Here is a 21,775-nt window from a genome sequence, read left to right on the forward strand (position 1 = left end):
GCCGTTGAGTCAGGCGGGCCCCGCTCAGGTGGCGTGCCGCTTGCGGTACTGCTCGAGAAAACGCGCGATGCGTGCGATCGCGTCGCGCAGGTCGTCCTCGTGCGGCAGGAACACGAGCCGGAAATGATCGGGGTACGGCCAGTTGAAGCCGGTGCCCTGCACGAGCAGCACGCGCTCTTCTTCGAGCAGTTCGGCGATGAAGGCCTGGTCGTCCTGGATCGGGTAAAGCTTCGGGTCGAGCTTCGGAAACATGTACAGCGTCGCTTTCGGCTTGACGCAGCTGACGCCCGGAATCGCGGTGATCAGTTCGTGGGCGAGATCGCGCTGACGGCGCATGCGCCCGCCCTCCGCGACCAGGTCGTCGATGCTCTGGTAGCCGCCGAGCGCGGTCTGGATCGCATACTGCCCGGGAACGTTCGCGCACAGGCGCATCGACGCGAGCATGTTGAGCCCCTCGATGTAGTCCTGCGCGTGGCGCTTGTCGCCGCACACCACCATCCAGCCGGCGCGGTAGCCGCACGAGCGGTAGTTCTTCGACAGCCCGTTGAAGAGGATCGTCAGCACGTCTTCGGAGAACGAACCCATCGACCGATGCGTCGCGCCGTCGTACAGCACCTTGTCGTACACCTCGTCGGCGTAGAGGATCAGGCCGTGCTCGCGGGCGATGTCGACGATGCCCTGCAGGATGTGGTCCGGATACAGCGCACCGGTCGGGTTGTTGGGGTTGATGACGACGATCGCGCGCGTGTTCGGCGTGATGCGGGCGCGCATGTCGTCGAGGTCGGGCAGCCAGCCGTTGGCTTCGTCGCAGAGGTAATGCACCGGCGTGCCGCCCGACAGGCTCACCGCAGCGGTCCATAACGGGTAATCAGGCGCCGGCACGAGCACCTCGTCGCCGATGTTCAGCAGCGCGTTCATCGCCATCACGATCAGCTCGGATACGCCGTTGCCGATGTAGATGTCCTCGAGCGTCACGCCCTTGATGTGCTTTTGCTGCGTGTAGTGCATCACCGCCTTGCGCGCGGCGAAAATGCCTTTCGAGTCCGAGTAGCCGGCCGAATTCGGCAGGTTGCGGATCATGTCGAGCTGGATCTCTTCCGGCGCATCGAAGCCGAACGCGGCGAGGTTGCCGATGTTCAGCTTGATGATCTTGTGGCCTTCGTCCTCCATCTGTTTGGCCTTGGCCAGCACCGGGCCGCGGATGTCATAGCAGACGTTGGCGAGTTTCGCGGACTTGCGCACCATCCTCGCGTCGGGGGCCAGCGGGGAGGCTTGCGTTTCCGCCACCAGGGGGGCAACACGCAGTTTCGGCTCGACGCTCATCGCAATCCGTCCTTTCTTTCGCATGATCTGGATACTCCGCACCACGGCAGTGGCGCGCAAGGTTTTCGCTCGCCGGGGTAGAATGCCTCGTGCCGGATCGGCGAGCCAAAGAAGCTATCTTATCCAAGCCAGCCCCCCCCGGCAATTTTGCGACCGAGCGAACCGTCATGAAGCTGAATCTCGAACAGAACTCGAACCTCAACCTCTTCACCGGCTATGCCGCCGATCACGTGATGGTCAACAAGGTGCGCCACGAGGGCAACCTCATCGTGACGAGCGAGCGGGTGCTGGTGTGGGCAGCGGCCGGATTCGACGATCTTGCCGCCGCCGACTTCGTCGCCCTGCGCGAACTCGCCCCCGAAGTGGTCCTCCTCGGCACCGGTTCGCGGTTGCGCTTTCCGTCGCCACGCGTGCTGCGCCCGCTGATCGACGCCGGCATCGGCTATGAAGTCATGGATCTGGCGGCGGCATGCCGCACCTACAATATCCTGGCCACCGAAGGTCGCGCCGTCGCAGCCGCGCTGATTTTCGACGCGCCCTGAACACCGCGCCCGCCTTCCGGCGCGCATTGTCAGCTGCAACATTTGTCCGCTACGCTGCAGCCATCCATTTTCGCTGGAGGGTCCATGACCGCAAGCGCCACTTCGTCCACGCCCGACTTCAGCCTGCCCGCCACGGGCGGAACCGCCGTTGCGCTGGCAGCCCTGCGCGGCAGCAAGGTCGTGCTGTATTTCTATCCGAAGGACAGCACGCCCGGATGCACCAATGAAACAGCGGACTTCCGCGATCACTACGCGGCGTTTCGCGCCGCCGGCTGCGAAGTATTCGGCATCTCGCGCGACAGCCTCAAGTCTCACGAGAACTTCAAGGCCAAGCTCGCCCTGCCGTTCGAGCTGATCTCCGACGCCGATGAAGTCGCCTGCAACGCCTTTGGCGTCATCAAGATGAAGAACATGTACGGCAAAGAGGTGCGCGGCATCGAGCGCAGCACCTTTGTCCTCGACGCCGACGGCGCGATCCGGCGCGAATGGCGCGGCGTCAAGGTGCCCGGACACGTCCAGGAAGTGCTGGACTTCGTCACCACCCTTTAGATCCGGCCGGACTCCTCCCACCTGCTCCGCACTCCATGACCAAACGCACGCTCCGCACCCAGAAGACCAAGCTGTTCGTCCTCGATACCAACGTGCTGATGCACGATCCAACGAGCCTCTATCGCTTCGAGGAACATGACATCTTCGTGCCGATCATGACGCTCGAAGAGCTCGACGCAAACAAGAAGGGGATGTCCGAAGTTGCCCGCAACGCCCGCCAGGCGAGCCGCATGATGGACGACATCGTCAGCGGCAGCCCGGACGACATCCATGCAGGGATCACCCTCGACGGTCCCTCACGAGGCCTGGCGACCGGCAAGCTGTTCCTGCAGACCGAAGCGATCAAGATCGCGCTGCCCGCCGCGCTGCCCACCGCCAAAGGCGACAACCACATCCTCGCGGTCGTGATGCACCTCGCCGAGCGCTTCCCGCAGCGCCCGGTGATCCTCGTCTCCAAGGACATCAACATGCGCATCAAGGCCCGCGCACTGGGCCTCGATGCGCAGGATTACTTCAACGACAAGGTACTGGAAGATACCGACCTCCTCTATAGCGGCTGGCGCGAACTGCCGCCCGACTTCTGGGACACCCACGGCAAGGGCATGGAATCCTGGAAGGAGGACAGCCGCACCTATTACCGGGTCACCGGCCCGCTGGCCCCGGAACTGCTGGTCAATGAGTTCCTGTTCCAGAACGGCGAGGCGCCGCTGCAGGCGTGGGTGAAGGAGCGCAACGGCCGCAGCGTGCTGCTCGAAACGCTGGTCGACTATGCGCACACCAAGAACAACGTGTGGGGCATCACGGCGCGCAATCGCGAGCAGAATTTCGCGTTCAACCTGCTGATGAACCCGGAAATCGACTTCGTCACGCTGCTCGGCCAGGCCGGCACCGGCAAGACGCTGCTGACGCTGGCCGCCGGTCTCACCCAGGTGCTCGAAGCCAAGCGCTATTCCGAAATCATCATGACGCGGGTGACGGTGCCGGTCGGCGAGGACATCGGCTTCCTGCCCGGCACCGAGGAAGAGAAAATGGCGCCGTGGATGGGCGCACTCGAGGATAACCTCGACGTATTGAACGGCACCGCCGGCGAAGGCGGCGACTGGGGCCGCGCCGCGACGCGCGACCTGATCCGCAGCCGCATCAAGATCAAGAGCCTGAACTTCATGCGCGGGCGCACTTTCATCAACAAGTTCCTGATCATCGACGAAGCGCAGAACCTGACGCCGAAGCAGATGAAGACGCTGATCACGCGCGCGGGCCCCGGCACCAAGGTCGTGTGCCTCGGCAACATCGCGCAGATCGACACGCCCTATCTGACCGAAGGCAGCTCGGGCCTGACTTTCGTCGTCGACCGCTTCAAGGACTGGCTGCATTCGGGCCATATCACGCTGCAGCGCGGCGAACGTTCACGGCTCGCGGACCACGCGGCCGAAGTGCTGTAGCCGCGTGCGCTTGCCGGACCCGGCAGGCGCATGCATGTGAAACATTTCCGGATCATCCCGATTAACCGGTACGCGGCCTATAATGCGCAGGTTTTTTTGCGCGGAAGAGCCCCATGACCGCTACCGCCGCCGGGATGCTGATCGGCGCCAGCTCGGATTTCCTCAAGCGCTTCTCGCCCTTCAACCGGATGGAGCCGCACGCGCTCGACTTCCTCGCCGAGCGGGCAGTGCTGGCGTTTCATGCCCGGGGCAGGGAGATCCTGACGCCCGAGATGGGGCAGCCGCGGCATTTCCATATCGTCCAGCGCGGCAAGGTGCAGGCGCGCCAGTTCGGCCCGGCAACCGTCACGGATTACACGACGATGACGCTGGGGCCGGGCGAATGCTTTCCGATCGGCGCGATTTCGGCGCAGCGCCCGTCGACGAACAGCTACGTCGCCGTCGAAGACAGCTTCATCTACCAGCTGCCGGCTGAAGACTTTCTCAAGCTCATGCAGATGAGCCCGGTGTTCCACCTGTTCTGCACCCAGTACATCGCCAGCCTGCTGAACCAGTCGCGCCAGCAGCTGCAGACGAGCTTCGCGCAGCGCGCCGCCGAGCAGCAGACGATGACGACGCCGCTCGGCGAACTCGTGAAGAAGGACGCGATCTTCGTCACCCCCGGAACGACGATCCGCGCGGCGCTCGAAAAGATGTCCGAAATGCGCCTCGGCTGCATGGTGATCGTTGACACCGAACAGCGCCCGGTCGGCATCCTCACGCAGAGCGACCTGCTGTCGCGCATCGTTTTGCCGGCGATCGACCTGCAGCGACCGATCAGCGAGGTGATGACCCGCGATCCGCACCTGATGCCCGCCTCGGCGTCCGCGTACGACGCAGCGCTCGAAATGGCAACGCACGGCGTGCGCCACCTGCTCGTCACCGACGGCGACGACAGGCTCAAGGGCGTCGTGTCCGAGCGCGACCTGTTCTCGCTGCAGCGCATCAGCCTGCGCCAGGTTCGCGCCGGCATCGAGGGCGCGGAGGACGTCGAGGGGCTGCAGCGGGCGAGCCGCGACATTCGCCAGCTCGCGCTGAACCTGATTGCCCAGGGCGTCGGCGCCGAGCAGCTGACCCAGTTCATCTCCGCGCTCAACGATGCGCTCACCCGCCGCATCATCGACCTCGCCGCCGCCCGCCACGACATCCACGGCATCGATTACGCCTGGCTCGCATTCGGTTCGGAAGGACGGCATGAACAGACCCTGTCGTCGGACCAGGACAACGGCGTGATCTTCGTCAGCCCGCCAGGCGCCGACAAGGAAGCCCTGCGCAAGCGCCTGCTCGCGTTCGGCCGGGAGGTGAACGAAAACCTCGCGGCCTGCGGCTTCCCGCTGTGCAAGGGCAACATCATGGCGAGCAACCCGGAGCTATGCCTGACGTTCGAGGAATGGCGAGGGCGTTTCGGCGACTGGATCCGCGAACCGGACCCGCAGGCACTGCTCAATGCGTCGATCTTCTTCGATTACCGCGTGCTGTGCGGCAACGAACGGCTCGGCGACCAGTTGCGCACGTGGCTGAACAACACCGCGCGAGCGAACACGGCTTTCCTGCGCATGATGGCCGTGAACGCCCTGCAGGTCGCGCCGCCGCTCGGCCGCATCCGCGATTTCGTCCTGGACGACGACGGCACGATCGACCTGAAAAAATGCGGCGCCCGCCTGTTCGTCGACGTCGCCCGCATCCTCGCGCTGCGCACCGGCGTCGCTTCGAGCAGCACGGTCCAGCGCCTGCGCCAGGCCGGCGCGAAGATGGGAATGCAGGCCGAGGAAATCGCCGCGCTGATCGACGGCTTCCACTTCATCCAGTTGCTGCGCCTGCGCTCGCAGCATCTCGAAACCGAACACGATTCGCCGGGCGACAACCGCATCAATCCCGACGAACTCAATGAACTCGACCGCCGCATCCTCAAGGAAGCGTTTCGCCAGGCGCGCAAGCTCCAGCTCCGGCTGAAGCTCGACTACCAGCTATGAACTGGCTCACGCGACTGCTCTCGAACCGGGCCGACATCACCGCGCTCGACATCGCGCTGCGCGAGACGCTGGCGCACTGGCAGGCCGCGGCCGAGCCGGACCTGGGCGTCGCGCACTTCGAAGCCCGCTACGTCATCGTCAATACCGAAGCGACAGGGCTGGACCTCGACGCCGACCGCCTCCTCGCAGTCGGCGCAATCGCAGTCGATTGCGGAGTGCTGCCGCCGACCGAGAGCTATTACGCGAGACTCGAACCCGACCCGGCGACCGCGCTGATCAACCTGCTGACCTTCTGCGGCGCGGGTCCGGTCGTGGTTTTCAATGCGGGCTTCAACCGCAGCCTGCTCGAACGCGCCCTCGGCGAACACCTCGGGATCAAGCCGGAATGGACGTGGCTCGATCTTCACTGGCTGCTGCCGGCCCTGTACGGCGAACTCATCGACCATCCCGCGCGCCTCGCGGACTGGATGAAAGCGTTCGGAATCGAGACTTTCCAGCGCCACCATGCACTCGGCGACGCGTGGGCGATTGCCCAGCTGATGCTCGCCGCCCAGGCGCGGGCGCTCGCGCTCGGGCTCAAGACCCCGCGCAGCCTCGCAGAACTGGAGCGCTCGTGCCGCCACCTGAGACGACAGGCATGAAATATCCTCACGACGCTGCACCCCGCAGGGTGCTGTCGCGCATCGGCGTCCTTGCCGCGCTGCTGATCGCCTTCGCGTTTGCTGCCGCGACACCTGTGGCGGCGGCGGAAGAAAGGGAGGCCCCGGCGGACGACGGCTCTGTGGACCTGATCGAGCGCTACGGCAACGCCGCCCAGGAACTGATGAACCAGGGGATGGAGTATCTGGGTATCCGCTACCGCTTCGGCGGAAATTCCCCCGCGACCGGGCTCGACTGCAGCGGCCTCGTGCAGAACGTGTTCCGCAACGCGCTCGGCCTCGATCTGCCGCGCACTGCGCGGGAAATGGCGCGCCTCGGCGACAAAGTGGGCCTGCAGGACCTGAAACCGGGCGATCTGGTGTTCTTCAACACCATGCGGCGCACGTTCTCGCACGTCGGCATCTACATGGGCGAGGGACGCTTCCTGCATGCGCCGGCAAGCGGCGGCCGGGTCCGCCTTGACGAGATCGGGGAGCGTTACTGGAGCCAGCGTTTCAACGGCGCGCGCCGCCTGCTGCCAGACGCCGACGCGATGCTGCCCCGCTAGAACTCAGCCGCCATCACTTCCTGCGCGTCGCGCAACCGCCCCGGCAGCCTTCGCAGTCGCCCTGCTCGATGCGCCGCCCGAGCGCCTGCTGCAGCGCGCATACCGACCGGCGGCAACACACCAGCATTACGCCTTCGCGGCTGGCGGCCTCGCGAAAACGCTGCATCACGTTGTGCCCGAGAAAATCGGTAAACAGGATCACCATCTGGATGCCGGCCGGCAGCGGCGCGCTGCGGCGCTGGTGCGCGCTGTCGCGCCCGCTGACGTGGGCCGCAATGCGGATGCCGAACCCCGCGAGCACGTCCGGAATGTTGCCGAGGCGGTCGGCACCGACGATCAGCGCGTTCATGCGAATCTCCTTATTGCGAATTATTCGCATTCATATTGCCGCTAATACGAATGGATTGCAACTGCGAATTGTTATCGTTATTATGCCGCCATCGAACTAACACAAAGGCGCCAAGTCATGAAGAAGACCCTCCTTGCCTCCGTCCTGATCGGCCTCGGCCTGACTGCGGTCCACGCGCACGCGGCGGACAACGAGCTGAACCTCTACTCCGCCCGCCACTACCAGACCGACGAAGCTCTCTACCAGGACTTCACGAAGCAGACCGGCATCAAGATCAACCGCATCGAAGCCAAGGAAGACGAGCTGCTGGAGCGGATCCGCAACGAAGGCGCGAACAGCCCGGCCGACGTGTTCATTACCGTCGACGCATCGCGTCTGGCGAAGGCCGACGAGCTCGGCATTTTCGCCCCGGTAAAGTCGAAGGTGCTCGAAGAGCGGATCCCCGCCCACCTGCGCACCGACAACTGGTTCTCGTATTCGACTCGCGCGCGCCTGATCGTCTACAACAAGGAAACAGTGAAACCCGAACAGGTCCAGACCTACGCCAGCCTTGCCAGCCCCGAGCTGAAAGGCAAGGTCTGCACGCGCTCCGGCAGCCATCCGTACAACATTTCTCTCGGCGCCGCGCTGATCAATCACGAGGGTGCCGAGAAGACCGAGAAGTGGGCGCGCGACCTCGTCGCGAACTTCGCCCGCACGCCGAAGGGCGGCGACACCGACCAGATCAAGGCAGTGGCCGCCGGCGAGTGCGGGGTCGCGATCGCGAACAGCTACTACCTCGCGCGGCTGATGAACTCGACGAAGGAAGAGGACAAGGCGGTTGTCGCGAAGGTCGGCGCGGTGTGGCCGAACCAGAAGACCTGGGGCACGCATATCAACATCTCCGGCGCCGGGATGCTGAAGCACGCCCCGAACAAGGCTGCCGCCGTCAAGTTCCTCGAATACCTCGCCTCCGACAGTGCGCAGAAGTATTTCGCCGACGGCAACAATGAATGGCCGGTGGTCAAGACTGTGAAGGTCACGAACCCTGCCCTCGACGCGCTCGGCGACTTCAAGGCGGATGCGCTGCCTGTCGGCGATCTGGCGAAGACCGCGGCCGAAGCCCAGCGCATCTACGACCGCGCCGGTTTCCGCTAAACGATATCCGGTATCGCTGCTACCAAAGCCGCCCTGCAGGGCGGCTTTTTTTCGCCATTCTCTACCGTATTCCTGCACGCACAAGCGAAGGAGTAATATGCGCCCTTCGTTCAAGGCCGCACGTCGCTCCCGATGCTCAAACGCTTTTTCTCGACGCGATTCGGTCGCTGGCCGGCGACGTTCGCCTGGATCGCCGCATTATCGGTTTCGGCGTGGGTCGCAGCGGATTCATTCCTGCTTTTCGCCGCCCCCGGGAATATCTCGGCCACCTTCCGCTCCTCAGCCGATCCGGCAACGGCAGCGCAGAAGATCGTCGACAGCGCACCGCTCGCCGTCGAGACGCGCCCGGTCTCGGAGCCGACCGCCGACAGCCCCACATACGCGCTCATCGGCGTCGCGACCGGATTCGGCAGCGAGCGGGGTTTTGCCCTGCTGAAATCCGCAGGCGGCGGTGTCATCCCCGCAACTGAAGGGGAAACGCTTGCGCCGCACACCCGGCTCGTGAAGATCCATGCCGACCGCGTCGAGATCGAACGCAGCGGCATCACCCGGACGCTCCATCTGGAACTACCGCAATCACCCGGCAGCTCGCTCGCTGCCGCAACCGCAACTGCAAAACCGGACCGCTAGCGAACCCGTGCCCATGACCCTGATGACTCGCGCGCGCGGCCTGCTGTTGACGCTCGGCCTGCTTTCCCTTTCCCCGCTTGCGGTCGCCGCGCAGGACGACACGGTGTCGCTGAATTTTGCGAACGCCGAGATCGACGCCGTCATAAAGGCGATCGGCAAGATATCGGGGAAGAATTTCCTCATCGATCCGCGCGTCAAGGGCACGCTGAACATCGTCACGAACACGCCGGTGTCACGCGACCTGTCATACCAGATCCTGCTGTCGGCGCTGCGGCTGCAGGGCTACACCGCAGTCGAGGGGCCGGGCGTGACGAAGATCGTGCCGGAGGCCGACGCCAAGCTGCACGGCGTGCCGGTCGGCAAGGAGAGACTCCGCGGACGGGGCGACAGCCTCGTTACGCAGGTCTTTGCGATGCGCAACGAATCGGTCACGCAGATGCTCGCTGTCGTGCGCCCGCTGGTGTCGCCGAACAACACCGTCACCGCCTTCCCGTCGAACAACGTGCTGGTGGTCACCGATTATGCCGATAACGTCGCACGCATCGCGCGCATCATCGATTCGGTGGACGTTCCGCAGGGCGACGTCCACGTGCTCGAACTGAGGCACGCGGCAGCGGTCGACCTGGCCGCGACGCTGAACCGGCTGATGAACGATGGAACCGGGAACAGCAGCGGGGCGAACGCCGCGGATACGAGCCAGCGCGTGCAAATCGTGCCCGACGCGCGCACCAACAGCCTGCTCGTCAGGACCGAAAATCCCTCCCGTATCAGCGCGCTGCGCCAGCTCGTCGCGTCGCTCGACCGTCCGGGCGCAGGCGGCAACATCCATGTTGTCTACCTGAAGAACGCCGAGGCGACGAAAGTCGCGCAGACGCTGAACGGCGCGCTTGCCGGTGACGGTTCGGCATCCTCCGCGACCGACAGCATTGCCTCGCCCAGCCCGCTCGGAGCATCGACGCCGGATCGCATGACGACGCAGGGCGCCGGCCTCACCCCGGCGACGTACCGCCCCTCGCCGGAACCCGGCAACGCGTCCGAGCGCAGCGGCATGATCCAGGCCGACCCCGTCAATAACGCGCTCATCATCGTCGCGCCGGAAGCGATCTACCGCAACCTGCGCCATGTCATCGACCTGCTCGACCGGCGCCGCGCGCAGGTGTATATCGAGGCGCTGATCGCCGAGATCTCGACCGAGCGCGCCGCCGAGTTCGGCATCCAGTGGCAGAGCGCGAACACCCCGGGCGCCGGCAGCAGTTCAACCTTTTTCGGCGGCACGAACTTCGGCGGTGCCGGGCAGAACATCATCGGCGCGGCGCAGAACATCGGCTCGGTCGGCAAGGGGATGAACTTCCTGCTCGGCGGCGGCACGGTAAAAGTCCCGATCAACGGGCAGATGGTCGAAGTCTTCAACCTCAGCCTGCTGGCGCGCTTTCTCGAAACCGACAGCCGCACCAACATCCTGTCGACGCCGAGCCTGGTCACGCTCGACAACGAAGGTGCGAAGATCGTCGTCGGCCGCAACCTGCCGTTCATCACCGGCCAGTATGCCAATACCGGCGGCGGCACGACGCCGGCGAATCCGTTCCAGACGATCGAACGCCGCGACGTCGGCCTGACCCTCGAGGTGCGGCCGCAGATTTCCGAAGGCGGCGCGATCCGGCTCGACATCTACCAGGAAGCCTCGTCGGTCGTGCCGACCCTCGACGACTCGGCCGGGCCGACGACCAACAAGCGCTCGATCCAGTCGACCGTGCTCGTCGACGACGGCGCGATCATCGCGCTCGGCGGCCTGGTCGAGGACGACTACAGCTCGGGCGAGGAAAAAGTGCCGCTGCTGGGCGACATCCCATTCGCCGGCAGCCTGTTCCGCTACGACACGCGACGGCGCACGAAGACGAACCTCGTCGTGTTCCTGCGCCCGGTGATCCTGCGCGACAGCGACAGCTACTCGGCGATCACCAACGCGCGCTACGACTACATCATCGGGCAGCAGCGCAACGTCGCCACACCGAACGCGCTGCTGCGCGGCGAGAACACGCCGCCGGAGCTGCCCGCGCCCGGCAGCCCGGCCCCCGCCGTCCCGGTGTCGCACGCGCCCACACGCGCCACGCCGCCGCCCTTCGTCACAACCGCGCCGCAGCCGGGCCGGACTCCGGAGCAGGTCAACCCGTGAATGACGCCGCGCCCCTGCCCTACGGTTTTGCCAGCACTCACGGCATACTCGTCGCGGGGCGCAGCGACGCGTCGGCCGAACTCGTGCTGCGCGACGATGCGAGCCTCGCCGCGCTCACCGAAGTGCGCCGCACGCTCGGGGTCCCGGTTTCCATCACGCGCGTCACGCGCGCGGTGTTCGAGGCGCGGCTGGCCGACGCGTACAACGGCACCGACAGCAGCGCCGCCGAAGTCATCGCCGGCGCGGGTCAGGATATCGATCTGTCGAAACTGATCACCGAACTGCCTGCGGTCGCCGATCTCCTCGACAGCCAGGACGACGCGCCGATCATCCGCATGATCAATGCGCTGCTGACGCAGGCCGTGCGCGACGGCGCCTCGGACATCCACATCGAACCGTACGAGCGCCGCTCGCTGGTGCGGCTGCGCCGCGACGGCATTTTGCGCGATATCGCCGAAGTGCATCGCGGCCTGCACGCGGCGATGGCGTCGCGCATCAAGATCATGGCGAATCTCGACATCGCCGAAAAACGCCTGCCGCAGGACGGGCGCATCGGCCTGCGGCTCGCTGGCCGCCAGGTCGACGTGCGGGTGTCGACGCTGCCGACGACGCACGGCGAGCGCATCGTGCTGCGCCTGCTCGACAAGAGCACGGCGCAGCTCGGGCTCAATGCGCTCGGCATGGCACCGGACACCCGCGCCTCGTTCGGCGCGCTGCTCGGGCAGCCGCACGGCATCGTGCTGGTGACCGGCCCGACCGGCTCCGGCAAGAGCACGACGCTGTACGCGGCGATTCAGTCGATGGACGCCGCGCGGATGAACATCGTCACGGTCGAAGACCCGGTGGAATACGATCTGCCCGGCGTCGGCCAGATCCAGGCCAATCCGCGCATCGACCTGACGTTCGCGAGGGCGCTGCGCGCGATCCTCCGCCAGGACCCGGACGTCATCATGATCGGCGAGATCCGTGACCTCGAGACGGCGCAGATCGCGGTGCAGGCGAGCCTCACCGGCCATCTCGTGCTCGCGACGCTGCACACCAACGACGCGCCGTCGGCCGTCACGCGCCTCGCCGACATGGGCGTCGAACCGTTCCTGCTCGCCTCGACCTTGCGCGGCGTGCTCGCGCAGCGGCTGGTGCGCCGGCTGTGCCCGGCGTGCCGCGAGGCGGCGCAGGCCACCGCCTCGGAGGTCGCCGCGTTCGGCGACGCCTGCCCGGCGACGCTATGGACCGCGCACGCCTGCCCCGCCTGCAGCCATACCGGCTACAGCGGCCGCAGCGGCCTCTACGAACTGCTCGTCACCGACGAGGCGCTCGCGCGGCTGATCCACGACGGCGCCGACGAAGCGCGGCTGCGCGGACATGCGCGTCGCGCCGGCACGCGCAGCCTGCGCGACGACGGCCTGCGCTATGTCGCGGACGGCGTCACGTCGGCCGAAGAGCTGTTGCGGGTGACGAAGGACTGACGCCGCATGACCGCGTTCCGCTACCGTGCCGTCGATGACGCCGGACATGAAAGCGCCGGCGTGCTCGAAGCCGATACCGCACGCGCCGCACGCGGCCTGCTGCGCGAGCGCGGTCTGTTTCCGCTGGACGTGACGAACATGCGCGGCGCGGCCGGGCATTCCCGCAGGCCGGGCCGGCTGCGCGACGCGGAGCTCACGCTGCTGTCGCGCCAATGGGCGACGCTGCTCGCATCCGGCCTCACCGTCGATGCGTCGCTCGCCGCGCTGATCGAACAGGCGGACCGCGAAGCGACGCGCCAGATCCTCGCCGGCGTGCGCTCCGAGATCCTCGCCGGCTACGGCCTGCGCGCCGCGCTCGAGCGCTACCCGGCCGCGTTCCCGACGATCTACCGCGCCTCGGTCGCCGCCGGCGAGCAGTCCGGCGAGCTGCCCGGTGTGATGATGCAGCTCGCCGACTACCTCGAGCGGCGCAGCGCGTTGCGCCAGAAAACCCTGCAGGCGCTGCTGTACCCGGCGATCGTCGCGGCCGTCGCGCTGCTCGTCGTGATTGGCCTGATGACCTACGTCGTGCCGCAGGTCGTCACGGTATTCCAGCACAGCCGGCAGGCGCTGCCGCTCTTGACGCGCGCGATGATCGGCCTGTCCGCTTTCCTGCGCGAATGGGGCTGGCTGGTGCTCATCGCCACCGGCGGCCTGGGGCTGTGGGCCCGCATGCTGCTGCGCAATCCTTCGGTGCAACGGCGCTGGGACGCGCGGCTGCTGCGCCTGCCGGTGCTCGGCCGCCAGCTGCGCACGCTCGACGCGACGCGCTTCGCGAGCACGCTGGCGATCCTCACCGGCAGCGGCGTGCCGCTGCTGCCGGCGCTCGAGGCGGGCCGCGAAGTCATGACGCGCCTGCCGCTGCAGGACGCCGTGCGCGACGCGGCCGAGCGCGTGCGCGAAGGTCACGGCCTCGCGCGGGCGCTCGGCGCCACTGCGGCGTTTCCGCCGCTGCTGATCCACATGATCGCGAACGGCGAAGCCACGGGGCGCCTCGACGAGCTGCTCGAACGCGCCGCGCGGTTGCAGCAGCAGGAACTGGAAAACCGCACCGCGGTGCTGACCAGCCTGCTCGAACCCGCGCTGCTGCTCGCGATGGGGGCGCTGGTGCTCGCGATCGTGCTCGCGGTGATGCAGCCGATCATCGAAATCAACACCCTGCTGAGGTAAGCGAACAATGCCGCACCGCTCCACCCTCCCCCGCTGCCGCTGCCGCGGCTTCACGCTCATCGAAGTGATGATCGTCATCGTCATCCTCGGCGTGCTCGCCGCGCTGGTCGTGCCGCGCGTCATGAGCCGGCCCGACGAGGCTCGCGTCGTCGCTGCGAAGCAGGACATCGCCTCGCTGATGCAGGCGCTGAAACTCTACAAGCTCGACAACCGCCGCTACCCGACCAGCGAACAGGGCCTGCGGGCGCTCGTCGAGCGCCCCGCCGCGGCGCCGCAGCCGGACAACTGGAAGTCCTACCTCGAACGTCTGCCGAACGATCCCTGGGGCACCCCCTACCAGTACCTCAACCCAGGGCTGCAGAGCGACGTCGATGTGATGAGCCTGGGCGCGGACGGCACGCCCGGCGGCGAAGGTTTCGATGCCGACATTGGCTCCTGGAATCTCTGAGCAGCGCGCCGCGAGGCGGTCCGGCCACCGCACGGGGAGCGGTTTCACGCTCGTCGAACTGCTGGTGGTGATGATCGTCATCGGCATCGCCGTCGCGGGCGCGTCGCTCGGGCTCGACGCGCTGCGCGGCCGGGATGCGGCGCTCGCCGCCGAGCGCCTGCGCTGGGTGCTCGAGGCCAGCGCCGAGCGCGCGCAGGTGCGCGGCCGGCCGATCGCGATGGAATTGCTGCCGGACGGCTATCGCTTCAGCGCCCTCGATGCGGACGGCCGGTGGGTCGCGTTCGACGAACCTCCCGTGTTCGCGGAAAGACTCCTGCCGCAGCAGATGCATTGGGAATTGCGTGTCGAGGGCCGGCCGGCCGAGCGTCTCGTGTTCGGCGCCCGCGCGCCGCGCTTCGAGCTGGTGCTGCACGCCCCGGAAGGCGACATCACGCTGTCGGGCAGCGAAACCGGGGCGGTCGTCCAGCAGCGGTCGGCGGAGCGCGGCGCATGAAGCGCCCCGCCGGCTTCACGCTGCTCGAATGCGTCATCGCGCTCGCGATCCTCGCGGTCGCGATGACCTCGGCGCTGCGAGCAGTCGGCAACACCGTGCAGTCGGCCGCAGCGCTCAAGGAGCGCACGCTGGCCGGCTGGGTTGCGCAAAACCGCCTCGCCGAACTGCGCGCGACCGCCGCGTGGCCGGCTCTCGGACGCAACGCGGGACAAGCGATGCAGGCCGGCCGCCGCTACCTGTGGCGCGAAGAAATCCACCCGACGCCGAACCCGCTGTTCCGCCGGGTCGAAGTGCAGGTGTTCGGCGAATCCGGCACGACGGCGCTCGCCGGGTTTTCCGCTTTCGTCGCGAGGCCGCTGCGATGAGCGCCCGCCCCCAGGGACTCACGCTGATCGAGCTGATCGTCGCGCTGGCGGTGTTCGCGGTGCTCGGCACGCTGACTTACCGCGGTACGGCGCAACTGATCGACAGCCGGCAGCGGCTCGGCAGCGATCTCGAACGCTGGCGCGCGATCGAGCGCGCGCTGAACCTCATCGAGACCGACCTGCAGCAGCTCGCCGCACCGCGGCCGGTCGCTGGCCGCGCTGCCGCGATCGAACTGCACCGCAGCGGCGACGACAGCGAATTGCGGCTCCTCAGCCTGTCATCCGCAGACACGGCGCGCCGCATCGCGTTCCGCCATGCCGGGGCGCGCCTCGAATGGCTGCGCTGGCCCGGACGCGACGCGCACGAAGCGCCGCGGGTCGACACACTCCTCGATACGGTCAGCGCCGTGCGCTGGCGCTTTCTCGGCAGCGACGGATGGCTGGATCACTGGCCGCCCGGCTCCAGCCCCGGCAGCATTCCCGCTGGCGTCGAACTGCAGCTCGACCTGCCCGGGGCCGGCACCCTGACCCGCCTGTATGCGCTGCGCTGAGGCCGGTTCCCAACGCGGCGCGGCCGTGATCCTTGCGCTGCTCAGCGTCGCGCTTGCCGCCGGACTGGCAGCTGCGGTACTCGGCGATTTCGGCCGCTCGCTCGACAGCGTCGCTGGCCGCCAGGACCAGGCGCAGGCGCGGCTGCTCGCCCGCGGCGCGGTGGACTGGGCGCGCAACGTGCTGGCCGACGACTTCAAGCGCACGAACGTCGATCACGCGAAGGAAATGTGGGCGGTGCGCGTGCCGCCGACACCGGTCGGCGAAGGCGAAGTCGGCGGCGAGATCCAGGATCGCTCGGGTCTTTTCAACCTGAACAATCTGGTGCCCGACGGCAAGGCCGACCCGCTCGCACTGGCCCAGTTCGGCCGGCTGCTGGCGACGCTCGGCGTCGCGCCGGCAGACGCCGGCCGGCTCGCGCAGGCCGTCGTCGACTGGATCGGCCGCAGCGCGACCGGTGAGGAAAAAAACGGAATCGCGTCATCCGGCCTGCGCGACGCGCCGGGCGCGAACGGATCACTGCTCGATGCGGCCGAGCTGCGCCTTGCTGCCGGCTTCGACGAAGCCCTCGTCCAGCGGCTCGCCCCTTTCGTCACTGCGCTGCCGGCACCGAGCCGAATCAATGTCAACACCGCGCCGGCCGAAGTGCTGGCGGCGGTCGTCCCGGAGCTCGAACTGAACGACGCCCGCATCCTTGTCGCCGAACGTGAACGCGCGTGGTTCCGCGATCTGGCCGATTTTTCGGCGCGCCTCCCGTCCGGGGCGCAGCCGGCCGCGACGGCGCTCGACGTCAGGAGCCGCCACTTCGCCGTCATCGGGCGAGCCGGTTTCGGCAGCGCGGTGGTCCGCATGGAAGTACTGCTGGATCGCCGCGAAACCTGGCCCACCATCCTGTGGCAACGCCTCCTATGACCCAACGACTCATCATCTATATCGACGAAACCTGGCCCGCCGCCCCTTCGGCGCCGTGGGTGCTGCTCGATGAGCGCAACCGGATCGTGCAGGAAGGCCGATCCGAACCCGCGCACTGGCCGGTCGTGCCGCATTGCGAACTCGTGCTCGGCGGCGCCCAATGCAGCGCATTCGAGACCCGCATTCCGAAAGCCGCGCGCCGCGAACAGGAGCGGCTGCTGCGCTACGCGCTCGAAACCCAGCTGCTGAAGGACGTGGATGCACAGCACCTCGCGGTGACGCATCAACGCCCCGATGGCGCAGGGCTCGAGGCGGGCGTGCTGGTGATCAGCCGCGCGCGGCTTCGCACCGTGCTCGCCCGGCTCGCCGAAGTCGACCGCCTGCCGCTGCGCGCGGTCGCCGAACTGCAGGCGGTCCCCGACGCCGGATCGCGCTGGACGCTGGCGCTCGGCCCGACTGGCGGAGGCATCCTGCGTGTCGACGCGACGCATGCGTTCGTTGCCGATGCCGGCGCGCTCGCCGAGATCCTCGCGCATGCGCTCCTGCAGGCCCGCGCGAACGGCGCCGAACCGGATGCCCTGGAGGTCCGGCGTGCGCCCACGGCGCCGCGAAGCACGGAGCCGGCAGCGCTTGCCGGCACAGTGGCCGGGTTGAGGGTCGAGGCCGGCGCGGCGTATCGATGGTGGGAAACCCCGGCTGCGAGTGCCGATCTGCTGCACGGCGAATTCGCCCCCTCGCAGCGGAGGTGGGCCGGGCGACAGGCATTGCGCCGGCCGCTGATTCTCGCCGCCGTCGCGGTCGGGGTGTTTGTCGCGGTGAACCTTGCCTCCGTACTGTGGCAGCGCCACGAGCTCGACGGCATCGAAGAGCGCATGCGCCGGCTTTTCGTCACCGCGGTCCCCGACACGCCGGCGATCGCCCCCGCGCTGCAGTTGCGCCGCCATCTGGATGAAGCCCGGAGCCTGCACGGCGAACTTCGCGAAGACGACTTGCTCGCGCTGTTGGCCGCGTACACCGAGATCGGCGGCAGCGCGGCTCCCGCGTCGGTCCGCACCCTCGACTACGAAGCAGGGCAACTGAAACTCACGCTCGATGCAGCCTCGGCAAGCGGGATCGAGGTGCTGGAAAAGCGTTTCGCGTCGCTGGGCTACGTTGTTCGAAGCACCGGCGTCGCGGCGCCGAGCCTGACGCTTTCAAGGAAGAACCAGCCATGAACCCGCTGACCCGCATCGCGGGCGTATTCGCGGCGCGCTCGCCGCGCGAACGGCAACTGCTCGCGGTCGCTGCAATCGTCGTCAGCGCGAGCGCCCTTTTCCGCGTCGCGGACCAAGTGTGGGACGCACGCGCGCAGCTCGCCCGGCGCCTGCCCGAAGCGCGCAGCCAGCTGGCGCGCATGCAGGAAGACGCGGCCGAGCTGCAGCGACTACGCCGGGCACCACTCCCGGCAGCTGCAGCGATGCCGACGGTGCTCGAAACTGCGCGAGCCGCTGCCGCATCGCGCGCACTGCCGCTGCTGTCGATCGCCCTGTCCGGGGAAACGCTGCAGGTGCGGGGCGCAGCAGATTTCGCCATGCTGATCGAATGGCTCGCGGACATGCACGCGGAACTGGGTTTGCGGCCGCAGCGCGCGGTCATCGCCGCCCAGGGCGACACGGTGAGCGTCGACATCGATCTGACACGCGCAGCGACCCCCTGACCGATGAAGAAGCTCGCGCTCTTTCTGCTGCTGGGTCTTGCGCTGGTGCTGCTGCGCCTGCCTGCGAGCCTCATGGACCATGTCGTCGCCGCGGCCAGCGACGGACGCATCCGCGTCACCGCCGCCGAAGGCAGTTTCTGGCGCGGCAGCGGGACGCTCGCCACTTCGGACGGACAGCGCCGACTTCGCGCGATGCGGCCGCTCACATGGCGCTTCGGCGCCACCGGGAGCGCGCTGTCGCTGCAACTCGGAGAGCAAGGCAGGCCGCTGGCGCAACTGCTGATCTCCGTGAGCGGCGCCGATCTGTCCGGGCTCGATCTCGACCTGCCGGCGGCGCTTATCGCCGACGCGATCCCGCACCCCGCGGCACGCGCCGGTTGGCGCGGCAATGCGCAATTCTCAGCACCGGCGATCGCATGCGACTGGCAAGGCCTGTGCAACGGGGAACTGCGAATCACGTGGCGGGATGCCGGCGTCGATATCGTGCCCGGACAACGTTTCGGCGACTATCTGCTCACGCTGCGGCTGGTCGGCAAACGAACGGCGCTCGAACTCGACACGGTGATGGGGAGCCTTCGTGTTGCCGGCCGCGGCGAGCTGAACCGGAACGGCACGGGTTCATTCGCGGGCACGGTCGAGGGAGATCCCGAAATCGTCGACCGGATCCCGAACATCATGGACCGCAACGCGGCCCGAGGCGGCAAACCGGGGATGATCAGGATCATGTTCCCCTGAGCGGGATGCCGGGCAACCCCATTACTGCGGTGGCGTTTCCTTCGGCGGCCGCTTGCGGAACTTTCTTGCCGGTTTTCTGGGTTGCCCGTCTTCGGCCGGTTTCGCCTGGCCCTGCGGGGGTTTCGGCTGGGCCGGAGGTCTCGGCGCCTGCGGTCCGGAGCGCGGCTGGCCACTGCCCGGTTTCGCGTGTCGCCCCGGCTTGCGGGGCCCTCCCGTTCCCGAATCCATGCGCCGGGCGCCAGGCTGCGGAGCACCCTCACGGTTGCCCGGAGCCATTGAAATTTCGAGTTCGATGAGTTCGTCCCACTCGGCCTCGGTCCGCTGGCTATCAGGGATCTCCAGGAGTTCCTGCATGCGGCGGCGAGGGGAAGTCGGTTGTGGTGCGTTCATCGCGGCATTATCTCATCGTTCGCTGAATTCATGCTTTGAAAGTCGCCCGGTTTGTGCCAAATCGGCCACAAACCGGTGACACGACAGCAGTCGGCGCTGCATGTTCACCTGGGTGCACGCCGCGTGATGCGCTCCACGATCGAGTTTTGCGCGGCCATCTCGGTGGCGCCAGCCTCCTTGGCCGCCGCAAACGCCTCGGCGTCGAACTTGGACGCGAACGCGATGATGTCCACCTGCGGATGCGCCGCACGAAGCTCGGCGATGCGCACGCACGGGTTGCGCACTGCCATGTCGATGACGATACAGTCCGGCACCTCGGTCGTGTTTTTCTTCAGCACCGTCAATCCGGCTGCCGTCCATGCCGATTCGAGGTCCCGCCGGCTCGCCAGGTTGTCGCACCACATCAGTACTTTCATGTCCTACTCCACATCGTTAAGGTCGCGGTTTCACCGCGGCGGCTAGACTTCCGCTTCCTCCAGCGTGCGCCGTCGCCCGCGAACGATCTGCCGCGAAATCAGGAACATCGGCAACAGCCCGACCGCCACGATCGTCAGGGCCGCGGTCGAGGCTTCGGTCAGGCGTTCGTCCGAGGCGAGCGTGTGCGCCTGGGTGGCCAGCGTGTCGAAGTTGAACGGCCTCATCACCAGCGTGGCGGGAAGTTCCTTCATCACATCGACGAAAACCAGCAGGCCCGCAGTCAGGAGACTGCCGCGCAGGATCGGCACATGGACCCGACGCAGGGTGCCGAACTGTCCAAGCCCCAGGCAACGCGACGCGTCGTCCATGCTGGAGGTGATCTTGCCCAGGCTGGAATCCACCGTGTGCAGGGCTACCGCCAGGAAGCGCGTCAGATAAGCATACACGAGGGCCGCGATGCCGCCGGTCAGCAACAGCCCGGGGTTGACGCCGAACATGTCCTGCCACCACGCCGCGAGCTGGTTGTCGAGCCGCGTCACCGGGATCAGCACGCCGACCGCGATCACCGAACCTGGCACCGCATAACCGAGGCCGACGACCCGGTTGAGCACCTGCGGCAGTCGCGAACGGGCGAGCCGCGCCGCGTAGGCGAGCACCACCGCCAGCACCACCGCCAGCACCGAGGTCACCGACGCGAGGACGAAGCTGTTGCGCGCGAGGTGGAGAAAGCGCGAGCCGAATTGAGCATCGCCTTCCGAGAACGCCATGTCGAGCAGCAGCCCGGCAGGCAGCAGAAAGCCCAGCAGCAGCGGCATGAAGCAGGCCAGCGCAGCCACCAGCCCGACGAGCGGCGACAGGCGGATGGGGACCGGCGCCGCCTGCTGGCGCGAGGTGTTATTGAAGCGCGCCCGCCCCCTGCTGGCGTGTTCGAGCACGAGGACCAGCACGACAAACGCCAGCAACGCCGCCGACAACTGCGCCGCGGCGATGCGGTCGCCGAGCGAAAACCACGCCCGGTAGATGCCGGTCGTAAAGGTCTGCACGCCGAAATAGGCAACCGTGCCGAAGTCGGCCAAGGTCTCCATCAAGGCCAGCGCGGTCCCGGCGATGACCGCGGGGCGCGCCAGCGGCAGCGACACGCGGAAGAAACAGCCCCACGGGCCGAGGCCGAGCGAACGTCCGGCTTCGAGCATGCCCGAGGCCCGTTCGAGGAACGCCGTGCGGGCGAGCAGGTAGACATACGGATAGAGCACGAACATGAACATCGCGACCGCGCCGCCCGGCGTGCGGACGTCGGGAAACCAGTATTGTCCGGGACGCCAACCGAACGCCTCGCGCAGCCAGCTTTGCACCGGGCCGACGAACTGCAGGAAATCGGTGTAGACATAGGCCATGACATATGCCGGAACCGCAAGCGGCAGGACCAGCGCCCACTGGAAAAAACGCCGGCCGGGGAAATCGAGCATCGTCGTCAGCCAGGCCGTCGTGATGCCGATGCTCGACACGCCCAGCCCGACCCCGACGCACAGGACCACCGTATTGCGAATGAACTCAGGCAACACCGTGCTGGCGAGGTGCGACCACGTACCGGAAGTGCCCCCGGCAAAAACGTTCGAGAATACCGATATCACCGGCGTCGCGATCAGCGCAGCGATCAGGAGCGCGCCAAGCGTCAGCGACGATGCATTGCGTATCAGCTTCTCCAGTCCTCCTAGCAGCTTCATTACACTC

At 67.3% G+C, this 21,775-nt stretch carries 23 protein-coding genes; 19 read left to right on the plus strand and 4 right to left on the minus strand.

Annotated elements, in window-relative coordinates:
* Window positions 1-24: 24 nt before the first annotated feature.
* Complete coding sequence (locus GO606_RS18375; protein ID WP_169117064.1) at window positions 25-1,245, minus strand: pyridoxal phosphate-dependent aminotransferase; 1,221 nt, start codon at window positions 1,243-1,245, stop codon at window positions 25-27.
* 245 nt (window positions 1,246-1,490) lie between these two features.
* On the opposite strand from GO606_RS18375, the gene GO606_RS18380 reads away from it, so the two are divergent.
* From GO606_RS18380 to GO606_RS18405, 6 genes are all read left to right on the plus strand, one after another.
* Window positions 1,491-1,865 (plus strand): Mth938-like domain-containing protein, encoded by a 375-nt coding sequence (locus GO606_RS18380; protein ID WP_169117053.1) that lies wholly within the window; start codon window positions 1,491-1,493, stop codon window positions 1,863-1,865.
* A gap of 84 nt (window positions 1,866-1,949) precedes the next feature.
* The gene (locus GO606_RS18385; RefSeq protein WP_169117052.1) at window positions 1,950-2,414 is read left to right on the plus strand and encodes a peroxiredoxin; all 465 of its coding nucleotides are present in this window, start codon (window positions 1,950-1,952) and stop codon (window positions 2,412-2,414) included.
* A 35-nt stretch (window positions 2,415-2,449) separates the two neighbouring features.
* Window positions 2,450-3,856, plus strand: a complete 1,407-nt coding sequence (locus GO606_RS18390; RefSeq protein WP_169117051.1) for a PhoH family protein — start codon at window positions 2,450-2,452, stop codon at window positions 3,854-3,856.
* A 113-nt stretch (window positions 3,857-3,969) separates the two neighbouring features.
* Window positions 3,970-5,868 (plus strand): DUF294 nucleotidyltransferase-like domain-containing protein, encoded by a 1,899-nt coding sequence (locus GO606_RS18395; RefSeq protein WP_169117050.1) that lies wholly within the window; start codon window positions 3,970-3,972, stop codon window positions 5,866-5,868.
* Complete coding sequence (locus tag GO606_RS18400) at window positions 5,865-6,509, plus strand: 3'-5' exonuclease (protein WP_169117049.1); 645 nt, start codon at window positions 5,865-5,867, stop codon at window positions 6,507-6,509. Before GO606_RS18395 ends, GO606_RS18400 begins: the two co-directional genes overlap by 4 nt.
* Entirely contained in the window at window positions 6,506-7,075 is a 570-nt protein-coding gene (locus GO606_RS18405; protein WP_169117048.1) for a C40 family peptidase, read from the plus strand. Before GO606_RS18400 ends, GO606_RS18405 begins: the two co-directional genes overlap by 4 nt.
* Before the next feature lie 13 nt (window positions 7,076-7,088).
* Here GO606_RS18405 and GO606_RS18410 read toward each other — a convergent pair whose 3' ends face one another.
* Window positions 7,089-7,424 (minus strand): DUF2325 domain-containing protein, encoded by a 336-nt coding sequence (locus GO606_RS18410; protein ID WP_169117047.1) that lies wholly within the window; start codon window positions 7,422-7,424, stop codon window positions 7,089-7,091.
* 117 nt (window positions 7,425-7,541) lie between these two features.
* On the opposite strand from GO606_RS18410, the gene GO606_RS18415 reads away from it, so the two are divergent.
* From GO606_RS18415 to gspN, 13 genes are all read left to right on the plus strand, one after another.
* The gene (locus GO606_RS18415) at window positions 7,542-8,561 is read left to right on the plus strand and encodes a Fe(3+) ABC transporter substrate-binding protein (protein ID WP_169117046.1); all 1,020 of its coding nucleotides are present in this window, start codon (window positions 7,542-7,544) and stop codon (window positions 8,559-8,561) included.
* A 132-nt stretch (window positions 8,562-8,693) separates the two neighbouring features.
* Window positions 8,694-9,191 carry a type II secretion system protein N gene (locus GO606_RS18420; RefSeq protein ID WP_169117045.1) on the plus strand — a complete coding sequence of 166 codons (498 nt, stop codon included), beginning with the start codon at window positions 8,694-8,696 and terminating at the stop codon, window positions 9,189-9,191.
* A gap of 13 nt (window positions 9,192-9,204) precedes the next feature.
* Window positions 9,205-11,364, plus strand: a complete 2,160-nt coding sequence (gene gspD / locus GO606_RS18425) for a type II secretion system secretin GspD (protein ID WP_169117044.1) — start codon at window positions 9,205-9,207, stop codon at window positions 11,362-11,364.
* Window positions 11,361-12,830: a type II secretion system ATPase GspE gene (gene gspE, locus GO606_RS18430; protein WP_169117043.1), complete on the plus strand. Its 1,470-nt coding sequence runs from the start codon at window positions 11,361-11,363 to the stop codon at window positions 12,828-12,830. Before gspD ends, gspE begins: the two co-directional genes overlap by 4 nt.
* A gap of 6 nt (window positions 12,831-12,836) precedes the next feature.
* Window positions 12,837-14,039 (plus strand): type II secretion system inner membrane protein GspF, encoded by a 1,203-nt coding sequence (gene gspF, locus GO606_RS18435; protein WP_169117042.1) that lies wholly within the window; start codon window positions 12,837-12,839, stop codon window positions 14,037-14,039.
* A 7-nt stretch (window positions 14,040-14,046) separates the two neighbouring features.
* Window positions 14,047-14,487, plus strand: a complete 441-nt coding sequence (gene gspG, locus GO606_RS18440) for a type II secretion system major pseudopilin GspG (RefSeq protein ID WP_169117041.1) — start codon at window positions 14,047-14,049, stop codon at window positions 14,485-14,487.
* Window positions 14,459-14,980, plus strand: a complete 522-nt coding sequence (locus GO606_RS18445; RefSeq protein ID WP_169117040.1) for a prepilin-type N-terminal cleavage/methylation domain-containing protein — start codon at window positions 14,459-14,461, stop codon at window positions 14,978-14,980. The genes gspG and GO606_RS18445 overlap by 29 nt, the downstream gene beginning before the upstream one ends.
* The gene (gene gspI / locus GO606_RS18450; RefSeq protein WP_169117039.1) at window positions 14,977-15,345 is read left to right on the plus strand and encodes a type II secretion system minor pseudopilin GspI; all 369 of its coding nucleotides are present in this window, start codon (window positions 14,977-14,979) and stop codon (window positions 15,343-15,345) included. Before GO606_RS18445 ends, gspI begins: the two co-directional genes overlap by 4 nt.
* Window positions 15,342-15,896 (plus strand): type II secretion system minor pseudopilin GspJ, encoded by a 555-nt coding sequence (gspJ, locus tag GO606_RS18455; RefSeq protein ID WP_169117038.1) that lies wholly within the window; start codon window positions 15,342-15,344, stop codon window positions 15,894-15,896. The genes gspI and gspJ overlap by 4 nt, the downstream gene beginning before the upstream one ends.
* Window positions 15,883-16,806, plus strand: coding sequence for a type II secretion system minor pseudopilin GspK (gene gspK, locus GO606_RS18460; protein ID WP_281503930.1), 924 nt, complete (start codon window positions 15,883-15,885; stop codon window positions 16,804-16,806). Before gspJ ends, gspK begins: the two co-directional genes overlap by 14 nt.
* Window positions 16,803-18,020, plus strand: coding sequence for a type II secretion system protein GspL (gene gspL / locus GO606_RS18465; RefSeq protein ID WP_169117036.1), 1,218 nt, complete (start codon window positions 16,803-16,805; stop codon window positions 18,018-18,020). Before gspK ends, gspL begins: the two co-directional genes overlap by 4 nt.
* A complete protein-coding gene (gene gspM, locus GO606_RS18470; protein ID WP_169117035.1) occupies window positions 18,017-18,502 on the plus strand; it encodes a type II secretion system protein GspM in 486 nt (161 codons plus the stop codon). Before gspL ends, gspM begins: the two co-directional genes overlap by 4 nt.
* 3 nt (window positions 18,503-18,505) lie before the next feature.
* Window positions 18,506-19,237 carry a type II secretion system protein N gene (gspN, locus tag GO606_RS18475; protein WP_169117034.1) on the plus strand — a complete coding sequence of 244 codons (732 nt, stop codon included), beginning with the start codon at window positions 18,506-18,508 and terminating at the stop codon, window positions 19,235-19,237.
* Window positions 19,238-19,731: 494 nt separating this feature from the next.
* On the opposite strand, the gene GO606_RS18480 is transcribed toward gspN, so the two are convergent.
* Together GO606_RS18480 and GO606_RS18485 are read right to left on the minus strand one after the other, a co-directional pair.
* Window positions 19,732-20,043, minus strand: a complete 312-nt coding sequence (locus tag GO606_RS18480; RefSeq protein WP_169117033.1) for a hypothetical protein — start codon at window positions 20,041-20,043, stop codon at window positions 19,732-19,734.
* 42 nt (window positions 20,044-20,085) lie between these two features.
* Window positions 20,086-21,768, minus strand: coding sequence for an ABC transporter permease (locus GO606_RS18485; RefSeq protein WP_169117032.1), 1,683 nt, complete (start codon window positions 21,766-21,768; stop codon window positions 20,086-20,088).
* Window positions 21,769-21,775 lie beyond the last annotated feature (7 nt).

Origin of the sequence: Aromatoleum anaerobium (assembly GCF_012910705.2) — a bacterium.
Taxonomy (GTDB): Bacteria; Pseudomonadota; Gammaproteobacteria; order Burkholderiales; family Rhodocyclaceae; genus Aromatoleum; species Aromatoleum anaerobium.

Coding starts and splice junctions, on each gene's coding strand:
- gspG (WP_169117041.1), top strand. CDS start 14,047: ATGCCGCACCGCTCCACCCTCCCCCGCTGCCGCTGCCGCGGCTTCACG.
- GO606_RS18395 (WP_169117050.1), top strand. CDS start 3,970: ATGACCGCTACCGCCGCCGGGATGCTGATCGGCGCCAGCTCGGATTTC.
- gspF (WP_169117042.1), top strand. CDS start 12,837: ATGACCGCGTTCCGCTACCGTGCCGTCGATGACGCCGGACATGAAAGC.
- GO606_RS18415 (WP_169117046.1), top strand. CDS start 7,542: ATGAAGAAGACCCTCCTTGCCTCCGTCCTGATCGGCCTCGGCCTGACT.
- GO606_RS18420 (WP_169117045.1), top strand. CDS start 8,694: ATGCTCAAACGCTTTTTCTCGACGCGATTCGGTCGCTGGCCGGCGACG.
- GO606_RS18485 (WP_169117032.1), bottom strand. CDS start 21,768: ATGAAGCTGCTAGGAGGACTGGAGAAGCTGATACGCAATGCATCGTCG.
- GO606_RS18385 (WP_169117052.1), top strand. CDS start 1,950: ATGACCGCAAGCGCCACTTCGTCCACGCCCGACTTCAGCCTGCCCGCC.
- gspL (WP_169117036.1), top strand. CDS start 16,803: ATGACCCAACGACTCATCATCTATATCGACGAAACCTGGCCCGCCGCC.
- GO606_RS18375 (WP_169117064.1), bottom strand. CDS start 1,245: ATGGTGCGCAAGTCCGCGAAACTCGCCAACGTCTGCTATGACATCCGC.
- gspJ (WP_169117038.1), top strand. CDS start 15,342: ATGAGCGCCCGCCCCCAGGGACTCACGCTGATCGAGCTGATCGTCGCG.
- GO606_RS18480 (WP_169117033.1), bottom strand. CDS start 20,043: ATGAAAGTACTGATGTGGTGCGACAACCTGGCGAGCCGGCGGGACCTC.
- GO606_RS18400 (WP_169117049.1), top strand. CDS start 5,865: ATGAACTGGCTCACGCGACTGCTCTCGAACCGGGCCGACATCACCGCG.
- gspN (WP_169117034.1), top strand. CDS start 18,506: ATGAAGAAGCTCGCGCTCTTTCTGCTGCTGGGTCTTGCGCTGGTGCTG.
- gspM (WP_169117035.1), top strand. CDS start 18,017: ATGAACCCGCTGACCCGCATCGCGGGCGTATTCGCGGCGCGCTCGCCG.
- GO606_RS18380 (WP_169117053.1), top strand. CDS start 1,491: ATGAAGCTGAATCTCGAACAGAACTCGAACCTCAACCTCTTCACCGGC.
- GO606_RS18410 (WP_169117047.1), bottom strand. CDS start 7,424: ATGAACGCGCTGATCGTCGGTGCCGACCGCCTCGGCAACATTCCGGAC.
- gspI (WP_169117039.1), top strand. CDS start 14,977: ATGAAGCGCCCCGCCGGCTTCACGCTGCTCGAATGCGTCATCGCGCTC.
- gspK (WP_281503930.1), top strand. CDS start 15,883: ATGCGCTGCGCTGAGGCCGGTTCCCAACGCGGCGCGGCCGTGATCCTT.
- GO606_RS18390 (WP_169117051.1), top strand. CDS start 2,450: ATGACCAAACGCACGCTCCGCACCCAGAAGACCAAGCTGTTCGTCCTC.
- gspD (WP_169117044.1), top strand. CDS start 9,205: ATGACCCTGATGACTCGCGCGCGCGGCCTGCTGTTGACGCTCGGCCTG.
- GO606_RS18445 (WP_169117040.1), top strand. CDS start 14,459: ATGCCGACATTGGCTCCTGGAATCTCTGAGCAGCGCGCCGCGAGGCGG.
- GO606_RS18405 (WP_169117048.1), top strand. CDS start 6,506: ATGAAATATCCTCACGACGCTGCACCCCGCAGGGTGCTGTCGCGCATC.